Origin of the sequence: Frateuria terrea (genome assembly GCF_900115705.1) — a bacterium.
Taxonomy (GTDB): domain Bacteria; phylum Pseudomonadota; class Gammaproteobacteria; order Xanthomonadales; family Rhodanobacteraceae; genus Frateuria_A; species Frateuria_A terrea.
In genome coordinates this window covers 444514-468589 of the sequence record NZ_FOXL01000004.1, presented here as the reverse complement: position 1 = coordinate 468589, position 24076 = coordinate 444514, and the positions used below count along the sequence as shown (strand labels likewise).

The window sequence follows — 24076 nt, the reverse complement described above, 5'->3', positions numbered from 1 at the left end:
GCGGCCATGGATGGCCGCTTTTTGATTCTCGCGCTCATGGATGAGCGCACAGACCATGCGAGGTCACCGTGGCAGAGTTCACGCTACCGAAGAATTCCAAGATCCAGTCCGGCAAGCATTACCCGGCCAAGGGCGCCAAGAAGCCGCGCACCTTCAAGGTGTACCGCTGGAGCCCGGACGACGACCAGAACCCGCGCATCGACACCTACGAGGTCGACATGGCCACGTGCGGGCCGATGGTTCTGGACGCGCTGCTGAAGATCAAGAACGAGATCGACCCGACGCTCACGCTGCGCCGCTCCTGCCGCGAAGGCATCTGCGGCTCCTGCGCGATGAACATCGACGGCACCAACACGCTGGCCTGCACCAAGGCGATCGACGACTGCGCTTCGGGCGACGTCAAGATCTATCCGCTGCCGCATATGCCGGTGGTCAAGGACCTGGTGCCGGACCTGACTCACTTCTACGCGCAGTACGCTTCGATCAAGCCGTGGATCCGCACGCAGAGCCCGGCGCCGGCGCGCGAGCGCCTGCAGTCGCCGGAGGACCGCAAGCAGCTGGACGGCTACTACGAGTGCATCCTGTGCGCCTGCTGCTCGACCAGTTGTCCCAGCTACTGGTGGAACGGCGACCGCTACCTGGGGCCCGCGATCCTGCTGCAGGCTTACCGCTGGATCGCCGACAGCCGCGACGAGGACACCGGTGGCCGCCTGGACGACCTGGAAGATCCGTTCAAGCTGTACCGCTGCCACACCATCATGAACTGCGCGCGCACCTGCCCGAAGGGTCTCAACCCGGCCAAGGCAATCGCGGAGATCAAGAAACTGATGGTCGAGCGCCGCTCGTAAGAGCCGCACAATCTGGCGCCCTCTCCCCTGCGGGTGAGGGCTGTGGTGAGGGGCCACTCTTGCGAAACACTTCCAACAGAGCCGCCGCCATGCAACCGGATCGTGCGAAGGGTGCCTTGCCCGCAAGTCCGGCAAGACGCGCCGAGGCGTTGTCCCACTTTTTTCGCAAGCCCCGCCCTTCACCCCAACCCTCTCCCCGCAGGGGAGGGGGAGCCGACAGCGGCGCCTCCGCATGAGCCTCTCTCGCCTGCGCTGGCGTGCCCGCCGCGGCACGCGCGAGCTCGACGCCCTGCTCGGCGGCTGGTTGGACGACCGGTACGCGAGCGCTGACCCCGCTACGCAGCAAGCCTTCGACGAGCTGCTCGACACCCAGGACCCGGATCTCTGGGACTGGATCATGGGCCACGCGCCAGCCCCGCGCACCGATTGGCAGGCGATCATCGATGACATCCGCGCCCGCCATCGGCTTTGACTACCGGCCATCGCGCGTGCCGCGCCAGCTGCTGGCCATGGTTGCGGCACTTGCCTGCGTCGCCATCGCGCTGAGCGGTGTGCCTCTAGGATTCAAGCTTGTACTGGGGACGGGCGTCTTGTTCCTGGCTCTCGCCGCTGCGCGCCGCTCGGCGCGTTCGCGTATCGCCGGCGTGGGCTACGGGTCCGACGGCTGGGCGCTCTACCAGGCCGACCGCAGCCAGCTTCCGGCCACGCTCCTCTCCCATCGCGTGATCGGCACCTGTGTCCTGCTGCGGCTGCAGACCGATCGCGCAACCGAAATCCTGCTGCTGGCGCCGGACAACAGCGATCCGGACATCCGCCGTCGCCTGCGCATGCGCCTGGCCGCGCAATCTCCCGCTGCCGGGATCCTGTAGTCGCGCTCCCGAGCGAGCCTGCCGTGCACGCAGATGCCGGGTTCCCAAGGCGCCCTCGCGGCGCGATCGCATGGCACTTTCTATCGTGGGCACGGTCCGAGCGAATACCGGATAATGCACTGTCGGGCGGCCCGCCCATCGACCGGAAGAAGCGACCGCCCATGTTCCGACCGCTCGAACTGTTCATCGGCCTGCGCTACACGCGCGCCAAGCGCCGCAACCAGTTCATCTCGTTCATCTCCACCATTTCGATCGTCTGCATTGCCATCAGTGTCATGGCGCTGATCACGGTGATGTCGGTGATGAACGGCTTCGATTACCAGCTTCGCTCACGCATCCTGGGCGCGATCTCCCACGCAACCGTCTCGGGCCTGCCGGGAGAGGCGGTGCGCGACTGGCCACGTGCCGTGAAGATTGCCGAGGCCAACCCGCACGTGAAGGGCGCTGCCCCCTACGTCGAGATGGAAGCCTTCCTGCAGGCCCGTCGGCCCAGCGGCGCGATGGTGCGTGGCGTCGAGCCAAGCCAGGAGCCGAAGGTCTCGGACATCAACACGCACATGGTCGAGGGCAGCCTCGACGAGCTCAAGCCCGACAGCTGGAACATCGTGCTGGGCAAGGAGCTGGCGCTGACGCTGGGCGTGACGGTGGGTGACCGCGTGACGATGGCCGTGCCGGAGTTCCGCGGAACGCCGATGGGCAGTGTGCCGCGCCTGCGTGGCTTCCACGTGGTGGGCATCTTCGAGCTCGGCATGCAGGAGTTCGACTCGGGCCTGGCGCTGGTCAACATGCACGACGCCGAGAAGCTCGACAGCCTGGACGGACCGACCGGTATTCGCCTCAAGCTCGACGACCTGTTCAATGCCCGCCCGGTGGCAAAGCAACTGGCCGATGCGCTGGGCCAGTTCTACGTCGTGCAGACCTGGATGGACAGCCACGCCAACTTCTTCTCCGCGATCTCGATGGAGAAGCACGTGATGTTCATCATCCTGTCGCTGATCATCCTGGTTGCGGTGATCAACCTGATCTCGATGTTGATGATGCTGGTCACCGACAAGCAGGCCGACATCGCGATCCTGCGCACGCTCGGTTCGACCCCGCGCAGCATCATGGCCATGTTCATGGTCCAGGGCGTACTGGTGGGCATCGTCGGCATCGGCTTCGGCGTGGGGTTCGGCTCGCTGCTGTCATGGAAGCTGCCCGCCATCGTCAAATGGATCGAGCACGTCACCGGCATCGTGTTTCTTTCCCCGGACGTCTACTACATCAGCGAAGTGCCCAGCCGGCTGGTTGCCAGCGACGTCGGCTGGGTGACGCTGGTGACCTTCATCTTCTCGCTGCTGGCGACGCTCTATCCCGCGTGGCGCGCCTCGCGCACGCAGCCGGCGCAGGCGCTGCGCTATGAATAAGCCCATGACCATGGACAAGAACATCGTGCTGCGCGCCAGCGGGATCGCCAAGACCTACGAGGAAGGCGATCTGAAGACCGAAGTGCTGAGCGACGTCAACTTTACCCTCGGGCGCGGCGAGACGCTGGCGATCGTCGGCGCCTCCGGTTCGGGCAAGAGCACGCTGCTGCACATCATTGGCGGGCTGGACACGCTCACCCGCGGTGAGGTCGAGATCGAAGGCCGCGTCCTCTCCAGGCTCTCCGACGCCGAGCGCGGCCGCGTGCGCAACCAGTCGATGGGCTTCATCTACCAGTTCCACCATCTGCTGCCCGAGTTCACCGCGCTGGAGAACGTATGCATGCCGCTGCTGATCCGCGGCGTGGCTGTCAACGAAGCCCAGCGCCAGGCGCGCGTGCTGCTGGAGCGGGTAGGGCTGGGTAAGCGCGAAGAGCACAAGCCGGCGGAGCTTTCCGGCGGCGAACGCCAGCGTTGCGCGGTGGCGCGCGCGCTGGTCACCCGGCCGGCCTGCGTGCTCGGCGACGAGCCCACTGGCAATCTTGACGAGGGCAATGCTGCGCAGGTGTATGAATTGATGCTCGAGCTCAACCGCGAGGTTGGCACCAGCTTCATCCTGGTCACCCACGACCACCGGCTGGCGGCGAAGATGGATCGCACGCTCGAGCTGCACAACGGCGTGTTGCAGGAAAAGGCCCGCGCACCGCTGGCCTGAGCGCGATGCGCCGGGCCGGCTCCAGCTCACCACACCTGCTGGCCACGGTTGGGCTGAAGCCCGACTCGTAGATGGTGCCGGCGTCGAACGCCTACACGTATTTCAGCCACGCAGGCATCCTTCACCCGTTAGGCTGGACCTTCCCCACGGGAGGGTTGAATGCACGAGGCACGGATGCCCGGTGCGGCGGCCACCGGCGTCGCCCTGTTGCTCGGCGTGGCGACCGTCCAATGGTTGCCCGTCCTGCCGTCGCCCGCATGGAGTGCGCTACCGGGTTTGATCGTCCTGTGGGTGAGCCTGCGCTGGCCACGCCTGCGCCTGCCGGCGCTGGTGCTGCTGGGAGCGGCATGGGCGATATGGCGCGGCACCCTCGCGCTCGACCTGCGCTTGCCGCGCGACCTGGAACAGCGCGACCTGGATGTCGTCGGTACGCTCTCCGGCCTGCCGCAAGTGCGCACCGACGCTGCCCGGTTCGTGTTGGATGTCGACCAGGCAAGCCTGGGCGGGAAACCGGTGCCGCTGCGCGGTCGCATTCGCCTGAGCTGGTATGACGATGCGCCGGTACTGCCGGCCTGCTCGCGTTGGCGATTGCACGTGCGGCTGCGCCGTCCCCGCAGTCTGCTCGATCCCGGCAGCTTCGACGGCGAGCGCAGCGCGCTGGAGAAGCGTATCGCTGCCACCGGCTACGTGCGCGCAGATGGCATCAATCGGTTGTTGCGACACGGGCGCTGCATTGATGGCCTGCGCGACCGGATCGCCCGCGGCATCGGCGCCGCCATCAGCGATCCCCACGATGCCGCACTGGTGAAAGCGTTCTCCATCGGCGACACCCGCGGCCTGGACCAGGATGACTGGGAGGTCGCCCGCGCCAATGGCGTGCCCCATCTCATTGCCATTTCCGGCTTCCACGTAGGCGTGGCGGCGCTGTTCGGCGTCGCGCTGGTGCGCTTGCTGTTCCTGCTGTGGCCGCGCCTGGCGCTGCGGCTCCCGCGGCTTCCGGCGCAGGCCGCCGCGGCGCTGCTGGCCGCGGGCTTTTATGGCCTGCTGGCCGGCTTCGGGCTGCCGACGGTGCGCACGCTGCTGATGATCGCCGTGGTGGCGCTGGCGCGTTGCAGCCGGCGCGCCATCGGCGGTGGGCAGACCCTGGGCCTGGCACTGGTTGCCATGCTGCTGGCCGATCCGCTGGCCGTGCTGTCGGCCGGATTCTGGCTTTCGTTCGTGGGCGTGGCGTTCCTGATGCTGTGCCTGGAGGCACGCCCGCGTGGCTTGCGCGGCTTCCTCCACGAGCTGTCGGCCGGGCAGCTGGTGATGACGGTAGCGCTGCTGCCGCTGACGCTGTGGTTCTTCGGGGAGGCCTCGCTGATTGGCGCATTGTCGAACCTCATCGCGGTGCCCTTCGTGAGCTTCGTGATCGTGCCGTGCGCCTTGCTCGGCATGTTGCTGCTCCTGTTGGCGCCGCCGGCCGCGGCACCCGTGCTGAAGCTCGCTGGCGTACTTGCACACGTCCAATGGTGGCTGCTCGAACGGATGGCGACCTGGCCCGGTGCGCACTGGTATCTGCCGGAGGTGTCGCCATGGGCGCTGCTGCTGGCGACGCTGGGTGCGCTGTGGCTGTTCGCTCCACGCGGCCTGCCGTTGCGCGGGCTCGGCCTGCTGCTGTTCCTGCCGCTGGTCCGGCCAGTCGCGCACCCTCCGACCGAGGGTGGCTTCCAGGCCTGGGTCCTGGACGTGGGGCAGGGACTGTCGGTGGTGGTGCGCACTCGCAGCCATGCACTGGTCTATGACGCCGGCGCGCGCTACCCGTCCGGCTTCGACCTTGGCGAGGCGGTGGTCGTGCCCGCACTGCACGCGCTCGGTATCGGCCGGCTGGACCTGTTGATGGTCAGCCACGCCGACAACGACCATGCCGGCGGCGCGCGGGCCGTGGCCGATGCCTTCCCCCAGGCGGCGCGTTATGCAGGAGAGCCGGCCCGCATGCCGCTGCCGATGAAGCCGTGCCGGGCGGGACAGGCGTGGCGCTGGGATGGCGTCCTTTTCCGCGTGCTGTCGCCGGGTTCGCACACAACGGGCCAGCGCAACGACCGCTCCTGTGTGCTGGCCGTGGACGGCGCGGGCGGGCGCCTGCTGCTGACGGGCGACATCAGCAGCGGGGCGGAGCCGGCCGTCGCTGCCGCGGTCGGACCAGCACGGCCGACCGTGCTGGTGGTCCCGCACCACGGCAGCCGGCACTCGTCCTCGCCCTCGTTCATCGCCGCGATCGCGCCCCGCCTCGCGGTCGTTTCGGCCGGCTGGCACAACCGTTTCGGCCATCCGCATCCGCTGGTGATCCGGCGTTACGCCGAAGCGGGCGTGCCGCTGCTGGACACGGCGACGCGCGGCGCCGTCGAGATTGACGCAACGCCCACCGCCGCGCCCGCTGTGGCGGCCACCTGGCGCCAGCGCGCACCGCGCTACTGGCGCGAGTAAACGGCGGTTTTGCAACTGCCAAGCGCACCGCGGAACGATGTGAAGGGACTGCTATGATGCGGCCTCTCCTTGGGAAGTAGCCTTGGCAGGAGTTAGGCAGTGCTTGAAATTCTGATGGCGGGCGGATGGGCAATGGCACCCATCCTGATCTGTTCGGCGGTGGCCCTGGCGATCGTGCTGGAGCGATGGTGGACCCTGCGCCGCAAGGCCGTGCTTCCGGACGGGCTTGGTGAAGAAGTGCGCCAGTGGGCGCGCAGCGGGCAACTCGATCCTGCCCATCTGGACGCCCTTGCTGCCGGCTCGCCGCTCGGCGAACTGCTGGCCGGCGCGCTGGCCGTGCGCAATCGTCCGCGCGAGCAGATCAAGGAGCGCATCGAGGACACCGGCCGCCACGTCGTGCATCGCATGGAGCGCTACCTCAACACGCTCGGCACCATCGCCCTGATCGGACCGCTGCTGGGCCTGCTCGGCACCGTGATCGGCCTGATCCGCATGTTCATGCAGGTGATGGGCGGCGGCATGGCCGACCCGACCAAGATGGCCGGCGGCATCGGCGAGGCACTGATCTGCACCGCCAGCGGCCTGGTGGTGGCGATCCCGGCCTACGTGCTGCATCGCTACTTCCGCTCCAAGGTGGCCGGCTACTGCATCGACATGGAAAAGCAGGCCACCGCGCTGCTGGATGACCTGACCGGTACCGCGGCACCGGTGGCGCGTCCGCGCCGCACGACGGCGGCTGCCGCTTCCAACGCAGGCTGAGCACATGCGTATCGGTTCCGACCGTCGCCAGGACGATTTCGAGATCAACGTGATCTCGCTGATCGACGTGCTGTTGACGTTGCTGATGTTCTTCGTGCTGACCACCACGTTCGTGCAGCACTCGCGCTTGCAAGTCACGCTGCCGCAGGCCAGCGCTGAAGACCGCGACATGCAGGCCCCGGCTCTGACCGTGATGATCGACCGCGATGGCCGCAGCTACGTGGGCAGCGACGAGGTAATGGGGCAGGGCGTCGAGCCGCTCAAGCAGGCCATCGCGCGCGTCGCAGGCCAGGATCGTGACCGTCCGGTCACCATCCGCGCTGACGCCCAGACGCCGCACCAGAACGTGGTCACCGCGATGGACGCGCTCGGCCAGCTCGGCTTCACGCACCTGTCGATCGCCACCACGCCCAGCCAGGAGCCATCGAGTTGATGGCCAGCCGCAAGGTGGCCATCTGGGACGCCCAGAGCCTGCGCGTCTACAAGCGGCTGCTCGGCTACACGCGGCGCTGGTGGCTGGTGGGCGTGGTGGCCATCATCGGCATGGCGCTCGACGGCGGCGCGCTGACTGCCTTCACGGATAAGCTGCGGCCGATGATCGACGACCTGTTCGCCAAGAAGGATCCGTACCTGATTTTCTGGATGCCGATCTGGATCGTGGGGATCTTCGCCGTGCGCGGCATCGGCACCTTCATCAGCAGCTACGGCATCTCTTACGTGGGCCGCAACGTCGTGCAGGCGATGCAGGCCGATGTGTTCGCCGCCTACCTGAGGCTGCCGGCGGCGTTCTTCGGTAACGAGCCGTCCGGCCAGCAGATATCCCGCATCACCTACACGAGCGAGCAGGTGGCGTCGGCCTCCACCGACGCGCTCAAGATTGTGGTGACCGAGGGCGTCACCGTCATCGGCATGCTGTACGTGATGCTCAGGAACAGTACCTACCTGTCGCTCACGCTGTTGATGATGGCGCCTGGCATCGCGCTGGTCGCCACCATGGTGAGCCGGCGCTACCGGCAGATCAGCCGGCGCATCCAGGGTTCGATGGGCTCGGTGACCGGCGCGGTGGACGAGTCGGTCCAGGCGCACCGGGAAGTGCGCGTCTACGGCGGCCAGCAGCACGAGGCCGCCCGTTTCGCCGACGTGTCGCACCGCGCGCGTCGCCTCAACATGAAGATCGCCACCACCAGTGCCAGCTCGAGCACGGCCATCCAAAGTGTCGCGGCGCTGGCGCTCGCGCTGCTGGTGTACCTGGCGACGCGGCCGAACGTGATCGACGGTATTTCGCCCGGCGTGTTCGTCACCGTGCTGACGGCCATGGGCGCGATGATGCCTTCGCTGAAGCGGTTGGCGAACGTGCAGGGCACCATCCAGCGCGGCCTTTCCGCGGCCGAGGACCTGTTCGAGGTGATCGACCTGCCGCCGGAGCAGGACACCGGCCGGCTGGAACTGGACCGCACCCATGGCGACCTTCGCTTCGAAGGCATCCGCCTGCAGTATCCGCGCAGCGAAATCGAAGCCCTGCGTGGCGTCGACCTGCATTGCGCGCTCGGCACCGTGACCGCGCTGGTCGGCCGCTCCGGCAGCGGCAAAAGCACCCTGGTCAGCCTGCTGCCGCGTTTCCAGGAGCCCAGCGCCGGGCGCATCGTACTCGACGGGCATGACTACCGCGAATACACGCTGGCCTCGCTGCGGCGGCAGATCGGCTGGGTGGGGCAGAGCGTGGTGCTGTTCGACGGCACCGTGGCGCAAAACATCGCCTATGGCGAGCTCGCCGGCGCAAGCGAAGCGGACATCGTCGCCGCGGCCGAGGCGGCCAACGCGATGGAGTTCATCCAGCGCATGCCGCAGGGCATCCACAGCCCGATCGGGCAGGGTGGCGGCATGCTCTCCGGCGGCCAGCGCCAGCGGCTGGCGATCGCCCGCGCGATCCTCAAGAACGCGCCGATCCTGGTGCTGGACGAGGCCACCAGCGCGCTGGACACCGAATCCGAACGGCTGATCCAGCAGGCTCTGCAGCGCCTCATGCGCGACCGCACCACGCTGGTCATCGCGCACCGGCTTTCCACCATCGAGCATGCCGACCAGATCGCCGTGATGGACCAGGGACGGATCGTTGAACGCGGCACTCACGCGGAATTGGTAGCCTTGGGCGGTCAATACGCCGCGTTGCACCGCATGCAGTTCCACGAACAGGAAGAAGGCTGAGGCGTCATCATGGCGCTCGCGCAGAAGCTGGAAGAAGCCTGGTACAACGGCGGCCGCACCCCGGTGTGGACGCACCCGTTGTCGTGGCTCTACAGCAGCGTGAGCAGCCTGCGTCGTTCCTTCTACCGGCGCGGCTGGCGGCGCAGTGTGCGCCTGAACGTGCCGGTGGTGGTGATCGGCAACATTACCGCCGGCGGCACCGGCAAGACGCCACTGACCATTGCCGTGGCACAGGCGCTGCGCGAACGGGGCTTCCATCCCGGCGTGGTCAGCCGCGGCTACGGCGGGCGCCAGCGCGAGCCGCTGCTTCTCAGCGAAACTCCCAGCCCGCAACAGGTCGGCGACGAGCCCTGCCTGATCCGGGCCCAGGGCATCCCGGTGGCGGTGGGGCGTGACCGCCCGGCCGCGGGTCGCCTGCTTGTCGGCGCCGGCTGTGACGTGATCATCGCCGACGACGGCCTGCAGCACTACCGCCTCGCGCGCGACGTGGAAGTGTGCGTGATCGACGCCGTGCGCGGCTTCGGCAACGGCCGCCTGCTGCCGGCCGGCCCGCTGCGCGAGCCGCTGATACGTCTGGCCACCGCGGACATGCGCGTGTGCAACGGCGGCGAACGCACGGGCGCCTACTCCATGCAACTGCGCGGCGGCGAAGCCTGCTCGCTCACCGACGACACCTGCCAGCCGCTGACCGCCTTCACCGGCCAGCGCGTGCACGCCATTGCCGCCATCGGCCACCCCGCGCGCTTCTTCGACAGCCTGCGTGCCTACGGCATCCTGCCGGTCGAACATCCCTTCCCGGATCACCACGCGTTCGTCCCCGCCGACTTCAACCTGGGCGAGGACCTGCCGGTGCTGATGACCGACAAGGACGCCATCAAGTGCCGGCGCTTCGCGCAGCCGGGGTGGTGGCGGGTGCCGGTGCGTGGGGAGCTTCCAGCAGAGTTCTTCGACGCGCTGGCGAGCCGTATCGAATCCAGTCGGGGCTTTTAGAGCCAGCCGATTCCAGCCGTCGCACGTTCCCGTACCGTTTCCAGGTGTGGCACGGCCGCGGTGCCCTGGAGCCTCGGCTTGAAGTAGCCATCCTCGTAGTAGCGGATCTTGTTGCACCGAATGGGGTGTGGCGTGCCTTCGATGAACACGATTTCCTTCTTCGGGTCGAGCGCCTTCAGTTCCTGCGGCAGCATCAGCGCACGCTTCTCTTCCATCTCGGCATAGGAGACGCTGCTGCCCTGGCCAAACCTGCCTTTGGATCGCGTACGCTGGCGCTTGCGTTCGGTGGTGTAGCCGAGCATGTCGCTGTATTCGTTGGCGTCGCGCTGCTCACGAGGCGTGTAGATGATCTGACAGGCCAGGTTCGTGATCATGCTGCGGGCCTTTTCAGCGCCGTATACGGCATCCAACTGCGAGAGCGACTGGATGACACAGAACACGCGCACGTTGTAGCCGGCGAAATAGGCAACGCCGTCGACCATGACGTCCACACGTCCCAGCGCGGTGAACTCGTCCAGCATGAACAGGCACTGGTGCCTGAGCGTCGGATCCTTGTCCGGAGTGGTGTCGACATTGAGTTTGATGGCCTGATTGAAAAAAAGATTCAACAGGCCTGCTGCTTCCGTGAGCTTGCTGGGGGCAATGCCAACATAGATGGACTGGACGCGTCGGCGCAGGTCCGGCAGCCAGAAGTCGTTACCCGAGGTGGCCTTGTCCAGGATCGGATTGGCCATGATAAGCAGGGGCGCCTGCGTGCTGGCAATCACCGATGTGAACGTCTGCTCGGCGAGCGCCGTGATATTGGCAAAGGCGGTACGCGTATCGTGGCCGATGTGGGAGAGGGCCAGTATCGACTTCAAATGCGCCTTCAGGTCACTGCCGTCTCCCGAAAGCAAACGGTAGATGGCGCCTAAGGTGGGATAGCCGTCTTCCTTTCCGAACCCTTTGCTGACCCCGTCCGCCCAGCAATCGAACAACAGGCTGGCGGTCGCGACGAAGGTCGAGCGTGCCATGTTCGCCCAGAACGGATCCTGGTCGAGCGGGTCCTTGTACAGGCAAGCGGCAATGGCCTGCAGATCCGAGATGCGATGGATGGCATCGTTCCGGACGTACGCAAACGGATTCCAGCGGTGGGTACGCAGATCCTCGGCAAATGGATTGAACAAGTACGCGGGGCCCAACTTCGAACGCCATTTCGATGTGATGTCGAAAGCTTCCTGCTTGATGTCGAGCACGACCATCGAATCTTCGTAATCGAGCAGGTTGGGAATCACCGCGCCGACACCTTTGCCGCTTCGCGTAGGTGCGGCGAGCAAGGCGTGGCGGGTGCCCTGAAGGCGCAGGAACGAGGTGCCAAGCTTGCCCACAATGATGCCGGTGGGATCATTCTTGAGTAGACCCAGCCGGGAAAGATCCGCACGCCTTGCAAATCTTGCGTCGCCATGGATCGAACGCTTCCGGGGCTTCAATATTGCGTACAACAGGCATAGCCAAGCCAGAAGAGGAACACCGAAACCCACGATGCCCGCTGTTTCGATGATCTTCGCGTAAGGCGCCAGGGAAGGTCGATCGAGCGCAGCGAAATAGCGCCAATAGGTGGTCTCATCCAGAGGCGTGCGCACATGGATCAGGACTAATACCAGCCAACCGGAAGCGTATGCGCCCGCGGCCAGCGCCAGTACGGCAGTAACAAGCACCGTGGCCGTTCTCGTTCTAGCGATCATCCGGTGTCCGCCTGTCCACGTTCCCACCCACTTGGTCAGCGCCTTCGAGGCGCGCCGCTCAGCTGTTGCGCGTGCCCGCCGCGGGCTCCACATGCGACCAGGCCGGCGCGTAACCCGGTGGCGTGAAACGGCGCGCGCCATGTCGAGGTTGGACGGAGGCTTCTGGTATGAACGCATGCGGGCACACCCGCGCGAACTGGGCTGCCGAGACCGCGTTGAAGCAGTAGTAATTGGTCACCGCGAAGGTGCCTGTCGGAGCGCTGATGGGCGCCCAGCAGTCGGTCGGGACTCCCAAAGTGCAGAACAGGAACGGATCGTTCCCGTAATAGGGAATGAATTCGTAATAACCCCGCGCCACGGCTCCGGCGCTGCAGGTCAGGAGCCCGCCTAGCAGCAGGCCTTTCAGGATCGCCTTCTTCATGGATACTCCAGGCTCAGTGGTCGGACGAAGGGTCACTGCAGGCGACTAGCACTACATGGCAATGCGCGTCGCTGTTTGAGCTGCATTGGTGCATGGCGGCCTCCCGGGCGAACTTTTTTGTGACATCGGCGCTTGCGACAAGATCGCGTGCGCTGGCCACCAAAGCGCCACAGCCGTTGCCGTAGGCAATTGCAACGGAACAGGCCACACCGCCACTTTCCCCGCACGAAGCCAGAGCCGCTTTTTCGGCGTCCTGCTTGGTGGGAAGATCATCCGACGTGGCGACGTGGTTCGCCGTCCGGTCGGAAGCAATCGCTCCCCAATGGCTTGCCCTTGGTGGGGGCGCAACCACGCGCCCGTAGCGATCATGGGCTATCGGCGCACAGATCACCGGGCCCGGGATCCCAGCGGGTGTCGCCTGGTATTTCCCCGGCGGGCAGGTGCTTTGGGCTAGAACGCAGCTTGGCAGTAGCTGCGTTCCAATGGCAGCCACGTACCACCATGGGGGGCGTCTCATGGCGGCGGCCTGAGTCTGGAAACAAGTGGTCACGGCCTTGCGTGCTTTGCTGAAACTGGCCATCGAGCACATCGATTCTTCCTTGATTAATGGCTGGTGTTTACCGGGATCGGACGACTGCAATCGGCATACATGACATGGCAGGTGGCGTCATGCTGCCGCCCGCACGCTCGCATGGGGTCGTCTCTCGCTAGATCCAGGTCCGTGTCGATGACCAGTGGGTAATCTCGCCCCGCCACCACCGCTGCGCAGGTGTTCTTGAACGTCTGCCATCTGCGGCATTTGACGCCGCCTCTCTCGTCGCAATCGATCATGGCGTCGAGCTCGGCGGCGCTGGAATACACCTCGTCCGTATCTACGCCGAGCACGCCCCTGGCCGGGTCGATGGCGAGCGATATCCAGTGTTCCTCCCACTGCTCCGGTTCCTGTTGCTTCGGAGCCTGCTCACTGCCAGGAATGGGGGAACATCCCTGTGGGCCTTGCTGGCCGGCTGGCGCGCCGATCGGGACATAGCCATCCGGGCAACCGTCTTCGGCATGTGCAGCACTGAGCGGAAACAAGAGGGCACCGAGCGCGAGGCAGAGGAAGACCAGGGGCGGTGGCAAGGTCATGCCCTTGCACCTTTGATGGTGTCAGCAATGCCTGCGGGTTGGCCCCCCATTGCACCCATCCTTACCGGCATTGGCTGCGCACGTTCGTTGGCCTGCGTCAGGGCGGGTTGATAGCCATAGGAACCTGGCGGCTGTCCCTGCGGCCCAGGCGCATTGCCTCTCTGGTGTGCAAAAGCCGAGTAAGTAAGAAAGTTGCCCAGCGTGCCCTGGAAGAACATGGCCGCCATGGGCGGTATGGATACGATCAATACTGTCAGCAACAGGCCGATGCCGCCCTGCTGCAGCGCTTGGCTCGAAATACCCTCAGCGTCGCTAAGCAGGAAATGGTTGATGATCCGTGCTCCCCACACGGCTTCAGCGATCCGGATCGTCAGTTGGAGAACGATGGACGAGACCGCGGCAAGTGTGGCCATGGAGAAGAGCGTTCCCACTCCGTAGAACAGCCATTTGCGGAACAGATCGCGGGTCTGGTCGAACATCAGGCACAGGATGAAAAGCGGTCCCAGCCCGATGAAAAGGGCCATGGCGAACTGGTAAAGCAAAAGCATGGCGCCCGCCGCCATGGGTGGGCTGGCCGTGCCGAAGCCGGCCAACAACAGCGCCCGCTCTTTCTGCTCGCGGATCTCGGCGTCCTGGAACGGGATCTGGACAGCGTCGATGACGCCCAGCGCCGCCTGGGTCCACGCAAGGTTGCGGTCGATGACGTCCGCCGGCGCATGGTCGCTGCCTGTGAGCACCTGGTTGATCTCCTTGCCGAGATCAACGGTAAGAAACCGATGCAGGTCACTGCCGAAAATTGACATAGTGGTGGCCGCGGTGACGATGATCACCACACGAGTCATATTCGTGACCATGGCCATCATCGATTCACGGGACTGGCCGGTGAGGATGCGGTAGCCCTGGACCATGATCCAGAGGGTGACCAGGGCCAGGGCGATGCCGCTGGCCCAGGCCATTGCCCGACCCATGAGGTCCATCCCGAATCCACTGATCTTGTCTTCCAGATAGTCGTAAACCAGCTTGAAGTAGACAAAGTCCCCAATGGTTGTCGGCATTGCACTGCTTCCTTTGTGTCGCCTGACCGTCAGCGGCCCGTGGGTTACTGGAAGGCCGCCTTGAGCGCGAAGGCATCCACGACCTGTCCCAGCACGTCATGGCTTCCGTTCATCGCGCGATGAGCCAGCGCGCCTTGCATGTTTTGCAGCATGGCAATCTGCGCGTCGGACTGGACCATGTTCGACTGCCATTTCTGCTGCGCGTCGGTGACACGGTTCTGGAAGCGCTCGGCCTCGTTGTCGTTGGCCGCCAGCTTGCCCTGCTCGGTGCCGACCGTGGCACGCTCGCTTTCGATGGCCTCGAGCTCGCTGCTGGCTTTCGACAGTTGCCCGATGTAGTCGACGGTGTCGTTGTACTTCCTGTTCTGCAGCATGACGATCGAGCGGCAGATCTTGAGCTGTTGCTGCGTGGCGCTGCCGCTCAGATCCAGTGCGAGCGACTGCAGTACGTTGGACAGTGAGCCCCCTCCGCCGGACGCACCTGGGCACGCATCGGCGACGTTGTAATCGGCTGGCACCTTCTGGAAGGTGTTCTGCATGGCGAACAATGACGCGTTCAGCTGCTTGAAGCTGATGAGCTGCTGACGGTAGTGCTCCACCGTGTTCCGGTACTGCTGGACGGTTGCAGCCCAGCGCTTGGCCTGTTCTGCGTACTCCTGCACCGCCTTGGCCATGCTCTGCCAGTCGTTGACCAGCCAGTCAGCCCGAGCGGTACTGCATAGGAATCCGCAGCCGAGCGTCAGCACCAGTCCGGTCAGGATGGTGCGTGAACGCACATATCGGGTCTGTCGGCGGATGGCCTTGGTACCCATGAGGTTCTCCCTGGATTGCCTTGCGATTACGGCGACACCGTGCGCGCCAGTTGCGCGGGCGCCGGCGACAAGGCGGCCTTGGCCTTGCCGCTGCCTTTGCGATTGCGATAGAAGCGGTCGAGCCATTGCTCGGGCCGGAGTGCATCCATGTCGGTTCCCTCGCTCGAGGCACAATCACGCAAGACCTGATGCATGATTTCGATGTTGTCCGTGGAGGCGGAGATGACCGCGAGCTCATCGTCCATGCCGCGCAGGTTGAGCTGGCAGACCGCACTGGCGTGGCCCTGCTTGACCAGGAAGAAGCGGGAGCGTTCGTCCAGGCTGACGACTACCTGAAACTCGGCCTCAGTCAGCTTGAGGCCGTTGATGTAGTCATCACGGCTAGCGTTGGGATTGGGCAGCAGGACCATCGTAGCGGTCTGTTCGATGAGTGCTGCGGCGATGTCGCTGGCCAGCGCATCTTCGGGACTCTGCGTGGCGAAGATGCCCAGTCCGTTCTGTTTGCGGATGGTCTTTTGCTTGTTCTTGGCGAATTCCTTGAGTCCGCCCTTGCCATCGAGGATCTTCCAGAACTCGTCCATCACGTAGATCAGAGGGCGTCCGTCGATCAAGGCCTCGAGCCGGTGCAGCAGATAGTTGATTACTGGCACGCGGACTTCCGGGTTGTCGATGATGTCGGTGTAGTCGAAGCCGATGATGTTGGCTTTTTTCAGGTCGATGGTGTCGACCGGGTTGTCGAACACCCAGCCAAGCGAGTGGCCGGCAGTCCACTTGCGCATGCGGATGAACAAGCCGTCGTCGCCCAGGTTGGGCAGGCTCTTCTGGAAGTTGGTCATGTTGCGCAGGCGTACGGGCGTGTCGAGCATGTTCTCGACGGCTCGAAAGATGTCCTCCTCCTCGCGTGAGCTGTAGACGCTCTTGCCGGCCAGCACCTTGACGAGGTCGGCCAGGAAATGCACGTTGGCTTCGGTGCGATCGCAGTGGAACGGGTTGAAGCCGGTCGGCCGACCGTTTTCCAACGCGAGGTAGTTGCCGCCGCAGGCGCGCACGAAGATCTCGGCGCCGCGGTCCTTGTCGAAGAAGAAGACGGTGGGGGCGGGGGTGAATTTCTGCACCTGGCTGAGCAGGAAATTGATCAGCGCGGTCTTGCCGGTTCCGGACTTGCCGATCACCATCGTGTTGGCGATCGCCTTCTCGCCCAGCGAGTTCTCCGCAGGGTGGGTGGCGTGGAAGTTGAAATAATAGGGCTGGCCGTTGGCGCTCTGCAGGGTGGTCACGCAATCGCCCCAGGGGTTGTTCTCCTTCTTGCCCGTGGCGAAGTTGTGCAGAGGGCAAAGGCCAAGGAAGTTCAGTGAGCTGAGGTTGGCCAGGCGGGTGCGGTATTTCCAGTTGCCGGGCAGCTGAGCGTAAAAGGCGGCGGTGACGGCCAGGTCTTCCTTGACCGAGACAAAGCCCGCGTTGGAGAGTTCGGCGCGAGTGGCGGCGATCTGTTGTGAGAGCGCCTCCTGGCTGGGCGCATAGACGGCGATGGAGAAGTGGTACTCGCCAAGCACGAAGTTGCCCGAGGCCAGTTGGTCCATTGCTCGGTCCAGTTCGGCGATCTGGCTGAAAGCCTTGTCGCCGGAGGACACCATCATGCCCTTGGTGCGGTCCAGCACCTTGAGCGCGTCCTGGCGGCCCATCGGGCTAAAGGAGTGCGTGATGACGTATTCGAAATCAAGATACTTCAGTCCGTTGAGGATGCCTGGGTAGGTGCCGTCGGTGTACTCCTTGATGTTGAGGATGGCGCCGAAGTGGTTGGCGCCGTCTGGAGCGGTGACGACGAAATCTCCGGTCTTGGCCGAGAAGCGCTGCTTGCTCACCGGTAGGTAGCGGCAGACTGGGGCGGAAAGCACGGGGACCGGTTCGTCCAGGCGATTGAGCAGGTAGCCGTAGAATTCCAGCGCTTCGGAGAACACCACGCCGTTGGCTGCTTCGTACATGCCAAGGCGGTAGGGTGCGTAATCCTTGAGGACCTCCTCCAGATTGCCGCCCAGCTCAAGCATCGTGCCGACGGCCTGCTGCTGTTCCGCCTCCAGGCGAACGGCGTCTCTGGACTTTTCGGCGAGTTTTTTTCCGCTCACGAGCGGGCGATAGATCATCGTGAGGTAGAGCTCGTTCTGCATCAGCTTCTGGCTGGAAAGCGCGTCGTAGTAAGCATCGGACAACGTCTGGTTGAATGTCTGCGCGAAGCGGCTTTCGTCGATGATGCGCCGGCGGCGACGCACGTCGTGCACCCAGAAAGCCAGGTTGACGAAGTCGGGAGCGCGCAGGGTCTGCAGCATTCGATTGAACGTGGCGTGGCGGTGTTCCAGGTCCCATTCCTCACGCCCGACAAACGGCACGCCGCCCAGCCGCCACACCATCAGGAAATCGCCGCCGGTGGTCTTGAGCACAGTCGGAGAGACGTGGGTGGACAGCGGGACGAGCTCGCTGATGGGGGCATCGGGCAGAAAGGCAGGCTTGGACATGCGCAAGTTCCGGAATGCCTCCCCTGCCGTGGTGGCACGGGCGGCTGTGGCGTTACGGATTGGCCTTGGACTGGCCGCGGTGGATGTTTGGTGTGAAGACCCACATCCCATCGTTCTCCCCCAGGTTCCTGACGCGCGTACGGAACTGCAGGCGCAGACCGAGCAGGCGGAAGATCATCTCGTCGCGCCGGGCCATCTGGCGCATCGCGAAGATCACCGGCGGGATCAGCAACAGGAAGAACAAGTTGAAGTACATCGCCAGCAGCATGCATCCGCCCGCACACATGAAGAACGGGACGTAAGGCACGCCCACGAACATGGCAGGGCGGGTGCAGCCGCGGAACAATGGATCTTTATGCATAGTGGTTGAGCAGGTGGGCCACCAGGCTCGCCGTGCACGCAGTGGCCCCGGATGCGCTGGTGCTTCCGGCCAAGAACATCTTGGCGATCTGGCCCGCGGCGCCGATCAGGACGGCGCCGATCAGTGCCGGCGAGACGTCGGAGATCCGCTTGTGCGCAAAAGCGATCTGATAGCCGGAGAAGACGATCGCGATGGTTACGACGATGATCGAGATCGCGTTTAGGATCTTGTTGATGTTGCTGGCGAAGCCACAAGTGGTGGCAATGGTGTCGGTCGCGTCCTGGCCGAGTGCGATGCTGGGAAGCGCAAGTGCCCCGAACATCGCCAGGCACATGAGAAGCGCAGTGCGACTACGGGCAGCGTGGAGCGAGTTTTGGTTCGCGGACATGTGCATAGCCATCTTCGATTTCCTTACTGGGATGGTTGAAAAGCAGCGGCCATCTGACAATGGACGCGCCAAGGTTGGCTGCAGGACAGTCAGCCGGGTTCGGAGCCGGAAGGGCGGTGGGCCTGGTCGCAATCAGAAAACGAATGCGGCATCGCCCATCTCCTGCGCAGCAGTAGAGGTTTGGCTGGCGGGAACGAAAATGGCAGAGCTGCCTGAAGGCACGGACTGGGCAACGGCAGCCTTGGCGACCACTCGATCCTCCGGTCGGCTCACACGCGGCTCGAAGACCGGCCGTACGCGGTGATCCGGCGTATCGGGTATTTCGGCTCGGGCTATCGACTTGCTGGCGAGCGCTACTTTCGATCCAGTAGGCGAAGCCGCCGCATGCGTGGCGTCGGAAGCCAATGGATCGACGTCCGGATCGAGAGCTACAGACGGGATCGAAACGCGGTATGTAGGAGTATCTGGCGTCGCAGATCGTGGCGCAGCTATGAGAGTGCCGCTAGGCCGTTTTCGGGCCTGCGAGTAGACGACGGGCTTGGAATTCTCAGGAACACCGGCGTCGATTGCAGCGTAGACGCGTTGTACGTAGCCATCTCGGTAGCCTGCAGTGAAGTTTCCCGTGTAGTAGCAGCTGAGCGCCTTGCCCCAGTCGCCTCCGGAGCGGACATAACATTCGGCGAGAATGCGTGAACCCACGGCGAGATTGGCACAGCCATCGAAGGCCTTCGGAAAGGTGTCGAGGCCGTAGCGGACCAGGTTGTTACGGTTGACCTGGGCGATGCCTAGCGAATAGTCGTACCCCTTCGATTCGAGCATGTGCGCGGTGGCAACGGCCTCGCCCAGGTTGCGCGGCTGACGCTCCAGTCGTCCTCCGACCACGCCGATGGCGAATGGGTTGGCACCGGACTCGACCTGTACGACGCGCTGCATCACCACGGCGGGAACCGCAAGGTTGCGGCAGGTCATCGGGTTGAACGTGGGGATCATCCTGTGGCTCCTTCGCTGTCAGCGCGCGGACGCGGTCGATTCCTGCAGGAAAATGCGCGTCGGGTCGAAATCGATCCCGGTGATGTAGCGCTGGCCCGCGTGCGCCTTGATGTGCACGACGACGTCGATGGTCAGCCGCAGCAGGCGCTTGATGGTGGAAAACTCCAAGCCGGCACCCTCGGACGAGGCCTTCACCATCAAGGCAAGCTGGTCCCATGTCTGCTCGGTGCTGCCGGCGTGACAGCTGGTGATCGAACCGGGATGGCCGGATGCGCAGTTGCGAATGAAGTAGAACGCCTCGTCGCCGCGCAATTCGGCCAGGATGATGCGGTCCGGCTTCATGCGCAGGCAGGCTTCCATGCAGCTTTTGGCGGAGACGTTGCTGGCGCTCTGGCCGCCTTTGGAATAAAGCAGGTGTACGACGTTGGACTGGTCGATGAACAGTTCGCGGGCGTCCTCGATGGTTACCAGCCGTTCCTGCGCCGGGATGTGGTGCACCAGAGACTTCATGAAGGTGGTCTTGCCGCTGCCGGTGGCGCCGGATACAACAATGTTTTTCTTGCCGTGCACGGCCGCCTTGAAGAACTCGCCGTAACGACGCGCCGTGCGCAGATCGAGCAGTTCCCGATCCTGCTCGCTGAGCTCGTGTGCGCCCTCCAGGATATGGTCGAAGAATCCTTCGGCCTGATACTGATCGAGCGTGCGGGTCTGCTTGGAGGGAAGGCGAATGGTGATCGACACGTTGCCTGCCTCGCAGGCAGGCGGGATCACGAACTGGGCGCGCTGGCCCGTGGGGAAAGTCAGCGAGACTACCGGGTCGACGTCGGTGATGCGCTGGCCGGTGTTGCTTTCGTTGACCACGGCCGTGCAGAACTGGCGTGCCCGCTCGAACGTCAATGTCGGCACTTCCAGCCGCTGCCAGCCGCCGCGACTTTCGAGGTAGAGCTCGCCGGGGCGGTTGATGCAGATCTCGGTGACTTCGGGCGAGGCCATGAATCCGCTCACGCCCAGAACCTCATACTGGTAGTCGAGGAATTCGTTTGAGACTAGCGCGAGAGTGTCTTCCATGGGTTTCTGCGTTCAGGAGCGCGCGACGACGTCGCTGAAGTCGACGTCGCGGGCGACGTACACGTAGATGACGGTGCCCTGGTTGATGGTGATTGTGGGCGGTCGGTTGGCCGCCTCGCGCACTGCCATGTCCGCCAGGTTCTGGACCGTCCGGGCGGTGTTGCTCTCGAACGGTTCCTGCACCACCACGCCGTTGGCGGCTATCGCCGAGGTCTTCGGACCGTGTTCGGCTGCCTCGTACTTGAAGGCGTCGCTCAGCATGCTTACGAGCAGCGCGGCGCTGATGCGGCTTCGCCAATGGGCGTCGTAGTGGCCGGGCAGGCCGGCGCCGCCCAGGTTGTCGATACCGGGACTGGGCTTGCTGCTCATGTCCACGTCGATGCCCGCCGGAGTGATGATGCGATCCCACACCACGGCGACTCGGCGACCCTTGGGGCCGTTCGAGTACGCGCCAAGCACCTTGGAGCCCTTCGGCAACAGCAGTTTGCGTCCGTTGAACGAATAGACCGGCTCGGTGACCAGGCAGGAGGCGTATCCGGGCACGTCCGTGACGATCCGGGTCTCCAGTACGCAGCGGATGTAGGTTCCCCGCTGCATCAGCGTATCGGCCTGTTCGAGCGGTTTCGCTTTCGCCATCGCAGCATGCCCGGATAACGACGCGCCGGCACCTTGCGGTGCGGCGGCCGGCGGAGGGGAGGACGGCAGGTCGGTTGCAGGATCGGATGCGCCGGCGATTCGTCGTTCGACCAGCGAGGGCTCGTTCCGGGCGTAGCCCTGCGAATCCCGTAGTGGCTGGCTGGCCGCTTGCGGGAGCGGCAAGGTTGGTATGGGATTCCGGGGAGCCAGTGGGATGGACTGGGCCTCGCGCGTGCGGGCGGGCGGCATGAATAGCGGCGGTGGTGCCTCGGCCACCGTGACCTTTTCTTCGCGCGGCTTGTGCGGTTGCTTGCGCGATGTCGCGCCGCTGATCATCCAGTAGGAAACGAACAGCAGCATGGCGGCTGCGACCCCGAGCATGATCAGCGCGCGACGATTCATGCGACGCAGCTCATTGGATTTCAGCACTGGGGCATGACCATCAAGTTCCGGCACCGCAGCTTGTCGGTAGTGCGTGGAATAGGGATTGTGTGCCAGCGCTTCGCCATGACCGGCGTCCGCGTCGTCGGCGGCGGCCGGGTAGGGTGTTTGCGTGCTCACTTGGGGGCGTTCCTTCGCAGGCCGACGACGTTGCCGCCAAGGCGGATGACGAGGTAGGGGTACGTTCCGTGGACGATGATGGTGTTGCCCTCGACGGTGCTGTTGACGAGGGAGTCCTCCCCGTGTTCGGTCTCTCGCATGAAGACCGCGGGGAAGTCGCCAGTGGGGAAACGTTTCAGATCGCTCATCCTGATGTAGGTGAAGCGACCGTCGTCATAGACATGCGCCGGCACCAACCATGGCGCTTTCCTGCTGTGCACCGCATAGTCGTAGTCGAAGTTGTAGCTGCGCCCCGGAACTAGATGCGTATCCAGCGGCGGCGTTTGTTCCACTTTCTTCTTTTCCTTCGAGAAGCTGGAGTCGGCCGGATAGGCGAACGTGATCTTGTACTGCACGCCCTCGCGCTTGGCCTGGTCCAACGCCTTCCAGTCTGTGGCAACCACCTTCAGCTCGAAGATGTACGAGTGGGTAGCGGTGCGCACTATCATGTTGGTGTCCACGTCCACGTTCTTCGGCTTCAGGTAGAACACGTTGTCGCGGCGGGTCAGTTGCCAGCCGCTGCTGAAGCCGGTGCTGTAATCCAGAATTTCCTCGTTGGGGCTGAGCTCGATCTGCGTCGTGATGCCCAGGCCGGTGCGTACCGGGTAAATGTGGTCCGGCTGGTATTTGTATTGCTGCACGACCTGGGCATCTGCGAGAGTGGTCGAACAGAGCAGGATCGCCGCAAGTCCAAGGTGGCACCTGATCACTGCGCTGCTCCGCTGGCCTGCATGCTAGATGCCGCCGCCCCTGTCGCTACGCCTGGCTGCAGATCGGGTGGAGCGGCAGTCGGAATCAAACCCGCTGGGTGGGACATCGCCTGTGCGTTGAACGTGCCTGGGATCTCGGCTGGCGCGGGCGTGGCGTAATCGTTATCCACGCGATAGCTGGTGACCCAGAAGCCCAGCGGATTTTCGATCCGGTTGCGGTCGTCCATTTCCAGGTTTGTCTTGTAGGTGAATTCCATGGTGGCGATCTTGCTGTCCAGCGGTTGCGTGACACCGCTCTGCTTGTCATAGAGGCTTCGCTGGAAGCGCACGGTGGCGCCGCTTGGCGTCCTGCCCCGGCCTCCGCCGAGCAGCACAATGCTCAGCAGCTTGATGCGGATGGCCTTGTCCTTGCCGTAGGTCTTGTAAAGGCCGTCCGGATTCAGCGGCGAGTAGAGCCGCGTGTAATCGGCCTTCACCCCGGGGGAGGCCATGGTTTGAACGGTGGTCCAGTCGCCCAGGTTGAGCAGCGCCAGGTCGTAGGATTCGCGCGCCATCACGAAATGCGCCACGTTGCTGCGGTTGATTGCCTCGCTGGCGCTGATCCTGCGATGGGTAAGGTCTTCGGTCAGGCGAGCCACGGTGCTCGTGCCCGTATAGGCATCGGCCATCACTAGGTAGGGCACTTTCTGTTTCAACGGCAGCATGCAGAAATAGCCGCCGGCCAGAACGACCGACATACCGATGGCAGAGAACGCCACCCACCACGCACGGCGCTCGCTGCGGCGGGCAATATCAGCGATCGAGAGCTCGTAATTGATGGCTCGGGAAACCACTTCGTCGAGCTTAGGGGAGCTGTCTCTCCTGGCGAGCATCAGCGGGCTCTCCCGGTGGTGTCGGACTTCTCGGTGGAGTGCAGTGGGGGCGATTCGGGCGGGTGGCTGGGCGCAGTGTCCGGCCCGACGGATCCCGCGCGGCCGACTCGCAATTTGTTGCCCTCGACGGTTACCCGGACACCTTGGGCGGCGTAGACCGAACTCAGTTCCTGCGCCGCCTGTCTGACGTCCACCGTGCGCACCTTGGTGACGGGCTCGAACAGGGTGAAATCCGAGGGCAGGTGGTAGACCAAAGTCATGCCGGTGTCGGTCGTCCAGCGGACCAGCATGGCCCGCAGCGTTTCGTCTGTCGGCGAGGCGTAATAGGTGTACGGCCGGTTCAGCGGTATCTCGGTAGTAGCAGCCTGGAAGCGGTTGACGGGCTTCCAGTGCCCGCCGAAGTCCTTGGCAGGCGGTGTTCCGCAGCCCGCTAGCAAGAGTGCCGGCAGCAGCGTTCCCAGGACTCTGTTCGAAGGAACCTTGTTCACGTGGTGCTCGCAGGATGAGGGCGGCGTCGGCCGCAGACGAAGGGCTTTGGGCAGCGCG

At 64.5% G+C, this 24076-nt stretch carries 25 protein-coding genes; 10 read left to right on the top strand and 15 right to left on the bottom strand.

Annotation, left to right across the window (positions count from 1 at the left end):
- The first annotated feature begins 68 nt into the window (after positions 1–68).
- From BMZ38_RS08680 to lpxK, 10 genes are all read left to right on the top strand, one after another.
- Positions 69–848 (top strand): succinate dehydrogenase iron-sulfur subunit, encoded by a 780-nt coding sequence (locus BMZ38_RS08680; RefSeq protein ID WP_091336389.1) that lies wholly within the window; start codon positions 69–71, stop codon positions 846–848.
- 232 nt (positions 849–1080) lie between these two features.
- Positions 1081–1320, top strand: a complete 240-nt coding sequence (locus BMZ38_RS08675; protein ID WP_091336387.1) for an FAD assembly factor SdhE — start codon at positions 1081–1083, stop codon at positions 1318–1320.
- Positions 1292–1717, top strand: coding sequence for a protein YgfX (locus BMZ38_RS08670; protein WP_091336385.1), 426 nt, complete (start codon positions 1292–1294; stop codon positions 1715–1717). The genes BMZ38_RS08675 and BMZ38_RS08670 overlap by 29 nt, the downstream gene beginning before the upstream one ends.
- A 161-nt stretch (positions 1718–1878) precedes the next feature.
- Positions 1879–3123, top strand: a complete 1245-nt coding sequence (locus BMZ38_RS08665) for a lipoprotein-releasing ABC transporter permease subunit (protein WP_091336382.1) — start codon at positions 1879–1881, stop codon at positions 3121–3123.
- A complete protein-coding gene (lolD, locus tag BMZ38_RS08660; protein ID WP_245747206.1) occupies positions 3116–3835 on the top strand; it encodes a lipoprotein-releasing ABC transporter ATP-binding protein LolD in 720 nt (239 codons plus the stop codon). The genes BMZ38_RS08665 and lolD overlap by 8 nt, the downstream gene beginning before the upstream one ends.
- Before the next feature lie 159 nt (positions 3836–3994).
- Complete coding sequence (locus tag BMZ38_RS08655; RefSeq protein WP_245747207.1) at positions 3995–6301, top strand: DNA internalization-related competence protein ComEC/Rec2; 2307 nt, start codon at positions 3995–3997, stop codon at positions 6299–6301.
- Between the two features lie 114 nt (positions 6302–6415).
- Complete coding sequence (locus BMZ38_RS08650) at positions 6416–7060, top strand: MotA/TolQ/ExbB proton channel family protein (protein ID WP_091336380.1); 645 nt, start codon at positions 6416–6418, stop codon at positions 7058–7060.
- 4 nt (positions 7061–7064) lie between these two features.
- A complete protein-coding gene (locus tag BMZ38_RS08645) occupies positions 7065–7493 on the top strand; it encodes an ExbD/TolR family protein (protein ID WP_091336378.1) in 429 nt (142 codons plus the stop codon).
- Positions 7493–9265, top strand: coding sequence for a lipid A export permease/ATP-binding protein MsbA (gene msbA / locus BMZ38_RS08640; RefSeq protein WP_091336376.1), 1773 nt, complete (start codon positions 7493–7495; stop codon positions 9263–9265). The genes BMZ38_RS08645 and msbA overlap by 1 nt, the downstream gene beginning before the upstream one ends.
- A 9-nt stretch (positions 9266–9274) precedes the next feature.
- Complete coding sequence (gene lpxK, locus BMZ38_RS08635) at positions 9275–10255, top strand: tetraacyldisaccharide 4'-kinase (protein ID WP_091336374.1); 981 nt, start codon at positions 9275–9277, stop codon at positions 10253–10255.
- On the opposite strand, the gene BMZ38_RS08630 is transcribed toward lpxK, so the two are convergent.
- The 15 genes from BMZ38_RS08630 to BMZ38_RS08560 all read right to left on the bottom strand — a co-directional run bounded on the left by BMZ38_RS08630 (position 10252) and on the right by BMZ38_RS08560 (position 24018).
- Positions 10252–11979, bottom strand: coding sequence for a type IV secretory system conjugative DNA transfer family protein (locus BMZ38_RS08630; protein ID WP_091336372.1), 1728 nt, complete (start codon positions 11977–11979; stop codon positions 10252–10254). The genes lpxK and BMZ38_RS08630 overlap by 4 nt on opposite strands.
- Positions 11980–12037: 58 nt before the next feature.
- Entirely contained in the window at positions 12038–12400 is a 363-nt protein-coding gene (locus BMZ38_RS08625; protein WP_091336370.1) for a hypothetical protein, read from the bottom strand.
- 13 nt (positions 12401–12413) lie between these two features.
- Complete coding sequence (locus tag BMZ38_RS18195; protein WP_425477769.1) at positions 12414–12917, bottom strand: DUF4189 domain-containing protein; 504 nt, start codon at positions 12915–12917, stop codon at positions 12414–12416.
- Between the two features lie 86 nt (positions 12918–13003).
- Entirely contained in the window at positions 13004–13528 is a 525-nt protein-coding gene (locus BMZ38_RS08615) for a DUF4189 domain-containing protein (RefSeq protein WP_091336366.1), read from the bottom strand.
- Complete coding sequence (locus BMZ38_RS08610) at positions 13525–14583, bottom strand: TrbL/VirB6 family protein (RefSeq protein WP_091336365.1); 1059 nt, start codon at positions 14581–14583, stop codon at positions 13525–13527. The genes BMZ38_RS08615 and BMZ38_RS08610 overlap by 4 nt, the downstream gene beginning before the upstream one ends.
- Positions 14584–14627: 44 nt before the next feature.
- Positions 14628–15395, bottom strand: a complete 768-nt coding sequence (locus BMZ38_RS08605; RefSeq protein WP_091336363.1) for a hypothetical protein — start codon at positions 15393–15395, stop codon at positions 14628–14630.
- A 26-nt stretch (positions 15396–15421) separates the two neighbouring features.
- On the bottom strand, positions 15422–17905 hold the full coding sequence (locus BMZ38_RS08600) for a VirB4 family type IV secretion/conjugal transfer ATPase (protein ID WP_091336361.1): 2484 nt from the start codon (positions 17903–17905) through the stop codon (positions 15422–15424).
- A gap of 52 nt (positions 17906–17957) precedes the next feature.
- Positions 17958–18266 (bottom strand): VirB3 family type IV secretion system protein, encoded by a 309-nt coding sequence (locus BMZ38_RS08595; protein ID WP_091336359.1) that lies wholly within the window; start codon positions 18264–18266, stop codon positions 17958–17960.
- Positions 18259–18654 (bottom strand): TrbC/VirB2 family protein, encoded by a 396-nt coding sequence (locus tag BMZ38_RS08590; protein WP_281243883.1) that lies wholly within the window; start codon positions 18652–18654, stop codon positions 18259–18261. The genes BMZ38_RS08595 and BMZ38_RS08590 overlap by 8 nt, the downstream gene beginning before the upstream one ends.
- 132 nt (positions 18655–18786) lie before the next feature.
- Entirely contained in the window at positions 18787–19644 is an 858-nt protein-coding gene (locus BMZ38_RS08585) for a lytic transglycosylase domain-containing protein (protein WP_091336355.1), read from the bottom strand.
- A gap of 18 nt (positions 19645–19662) precedes the next feature.
- On the bottom strand, positions 19663–20712 hold the full coding sequence (virB11, locus tag BMZ38_RS08580) for a P-type DNA transfer ATPase VirB11 (protein WP_091336353.1): 1050 nt from the start codon (positions 20710–20712) through the stop codon (positions 19663–19665).
- Positions 20713–20724: 12 nt separating this feature from the next.
- The gene (locus BMZ38_RS08575; RefSeq protein ID WP_091336351.1) at positions 20725–21909 is read right to left on the bottom strand and encodes a TrbI/VirB10 family protein; all 1185 of its coding nucleotides are present in this window, start codon (positions 21907–21909) and stop codon (positions 20725–20727) included.
- Positions 21906–22658 (bottom strand): TrbG/VirB9 family P-type conjugative transfer protein, encoded by a 753-nt coding sequence (locus tag BMZ38_RS08570; protein ID WP_091336349.1) that lies wholly within the window; start codon positions 22656–22658, stop codon positions 21906–21908. Before BMZ38_RS08570 ends, BMZ38_RS08575 begins: the two co-directional genes overlap by 4 nt.
- Positions 22655–23530, bottom strand: a complete 876-nt coding sequence (locus BMZ38_RS08565; protein ID WP_091336348.1) for a VirB8 family type IV secretion system protein — start codon at positions 23528–23530, stop codon at positions 22655–22657. Before BMZ38_RS08565 ends, BMZ38_RS08570 begins: the two co-directional genes overlap by 4 nt.
- A complete protein-coding gene (locus BMZ38_RS08560) occupies positions 23530–24018 on the bottom strand; it encodes a toxin co-regulated pilus biosynthesis Q family protein (RefSeq protein ID WP_245747208.1) in 489 nt (162 codons plus the stop codon). Before BMZ38_RS08560 ends, BMZ38_RS08565 begins: the two co-directional genes overlap by 1 nt.
- Positions 24019–24076 lie beyond the last annotated feature (58 nt).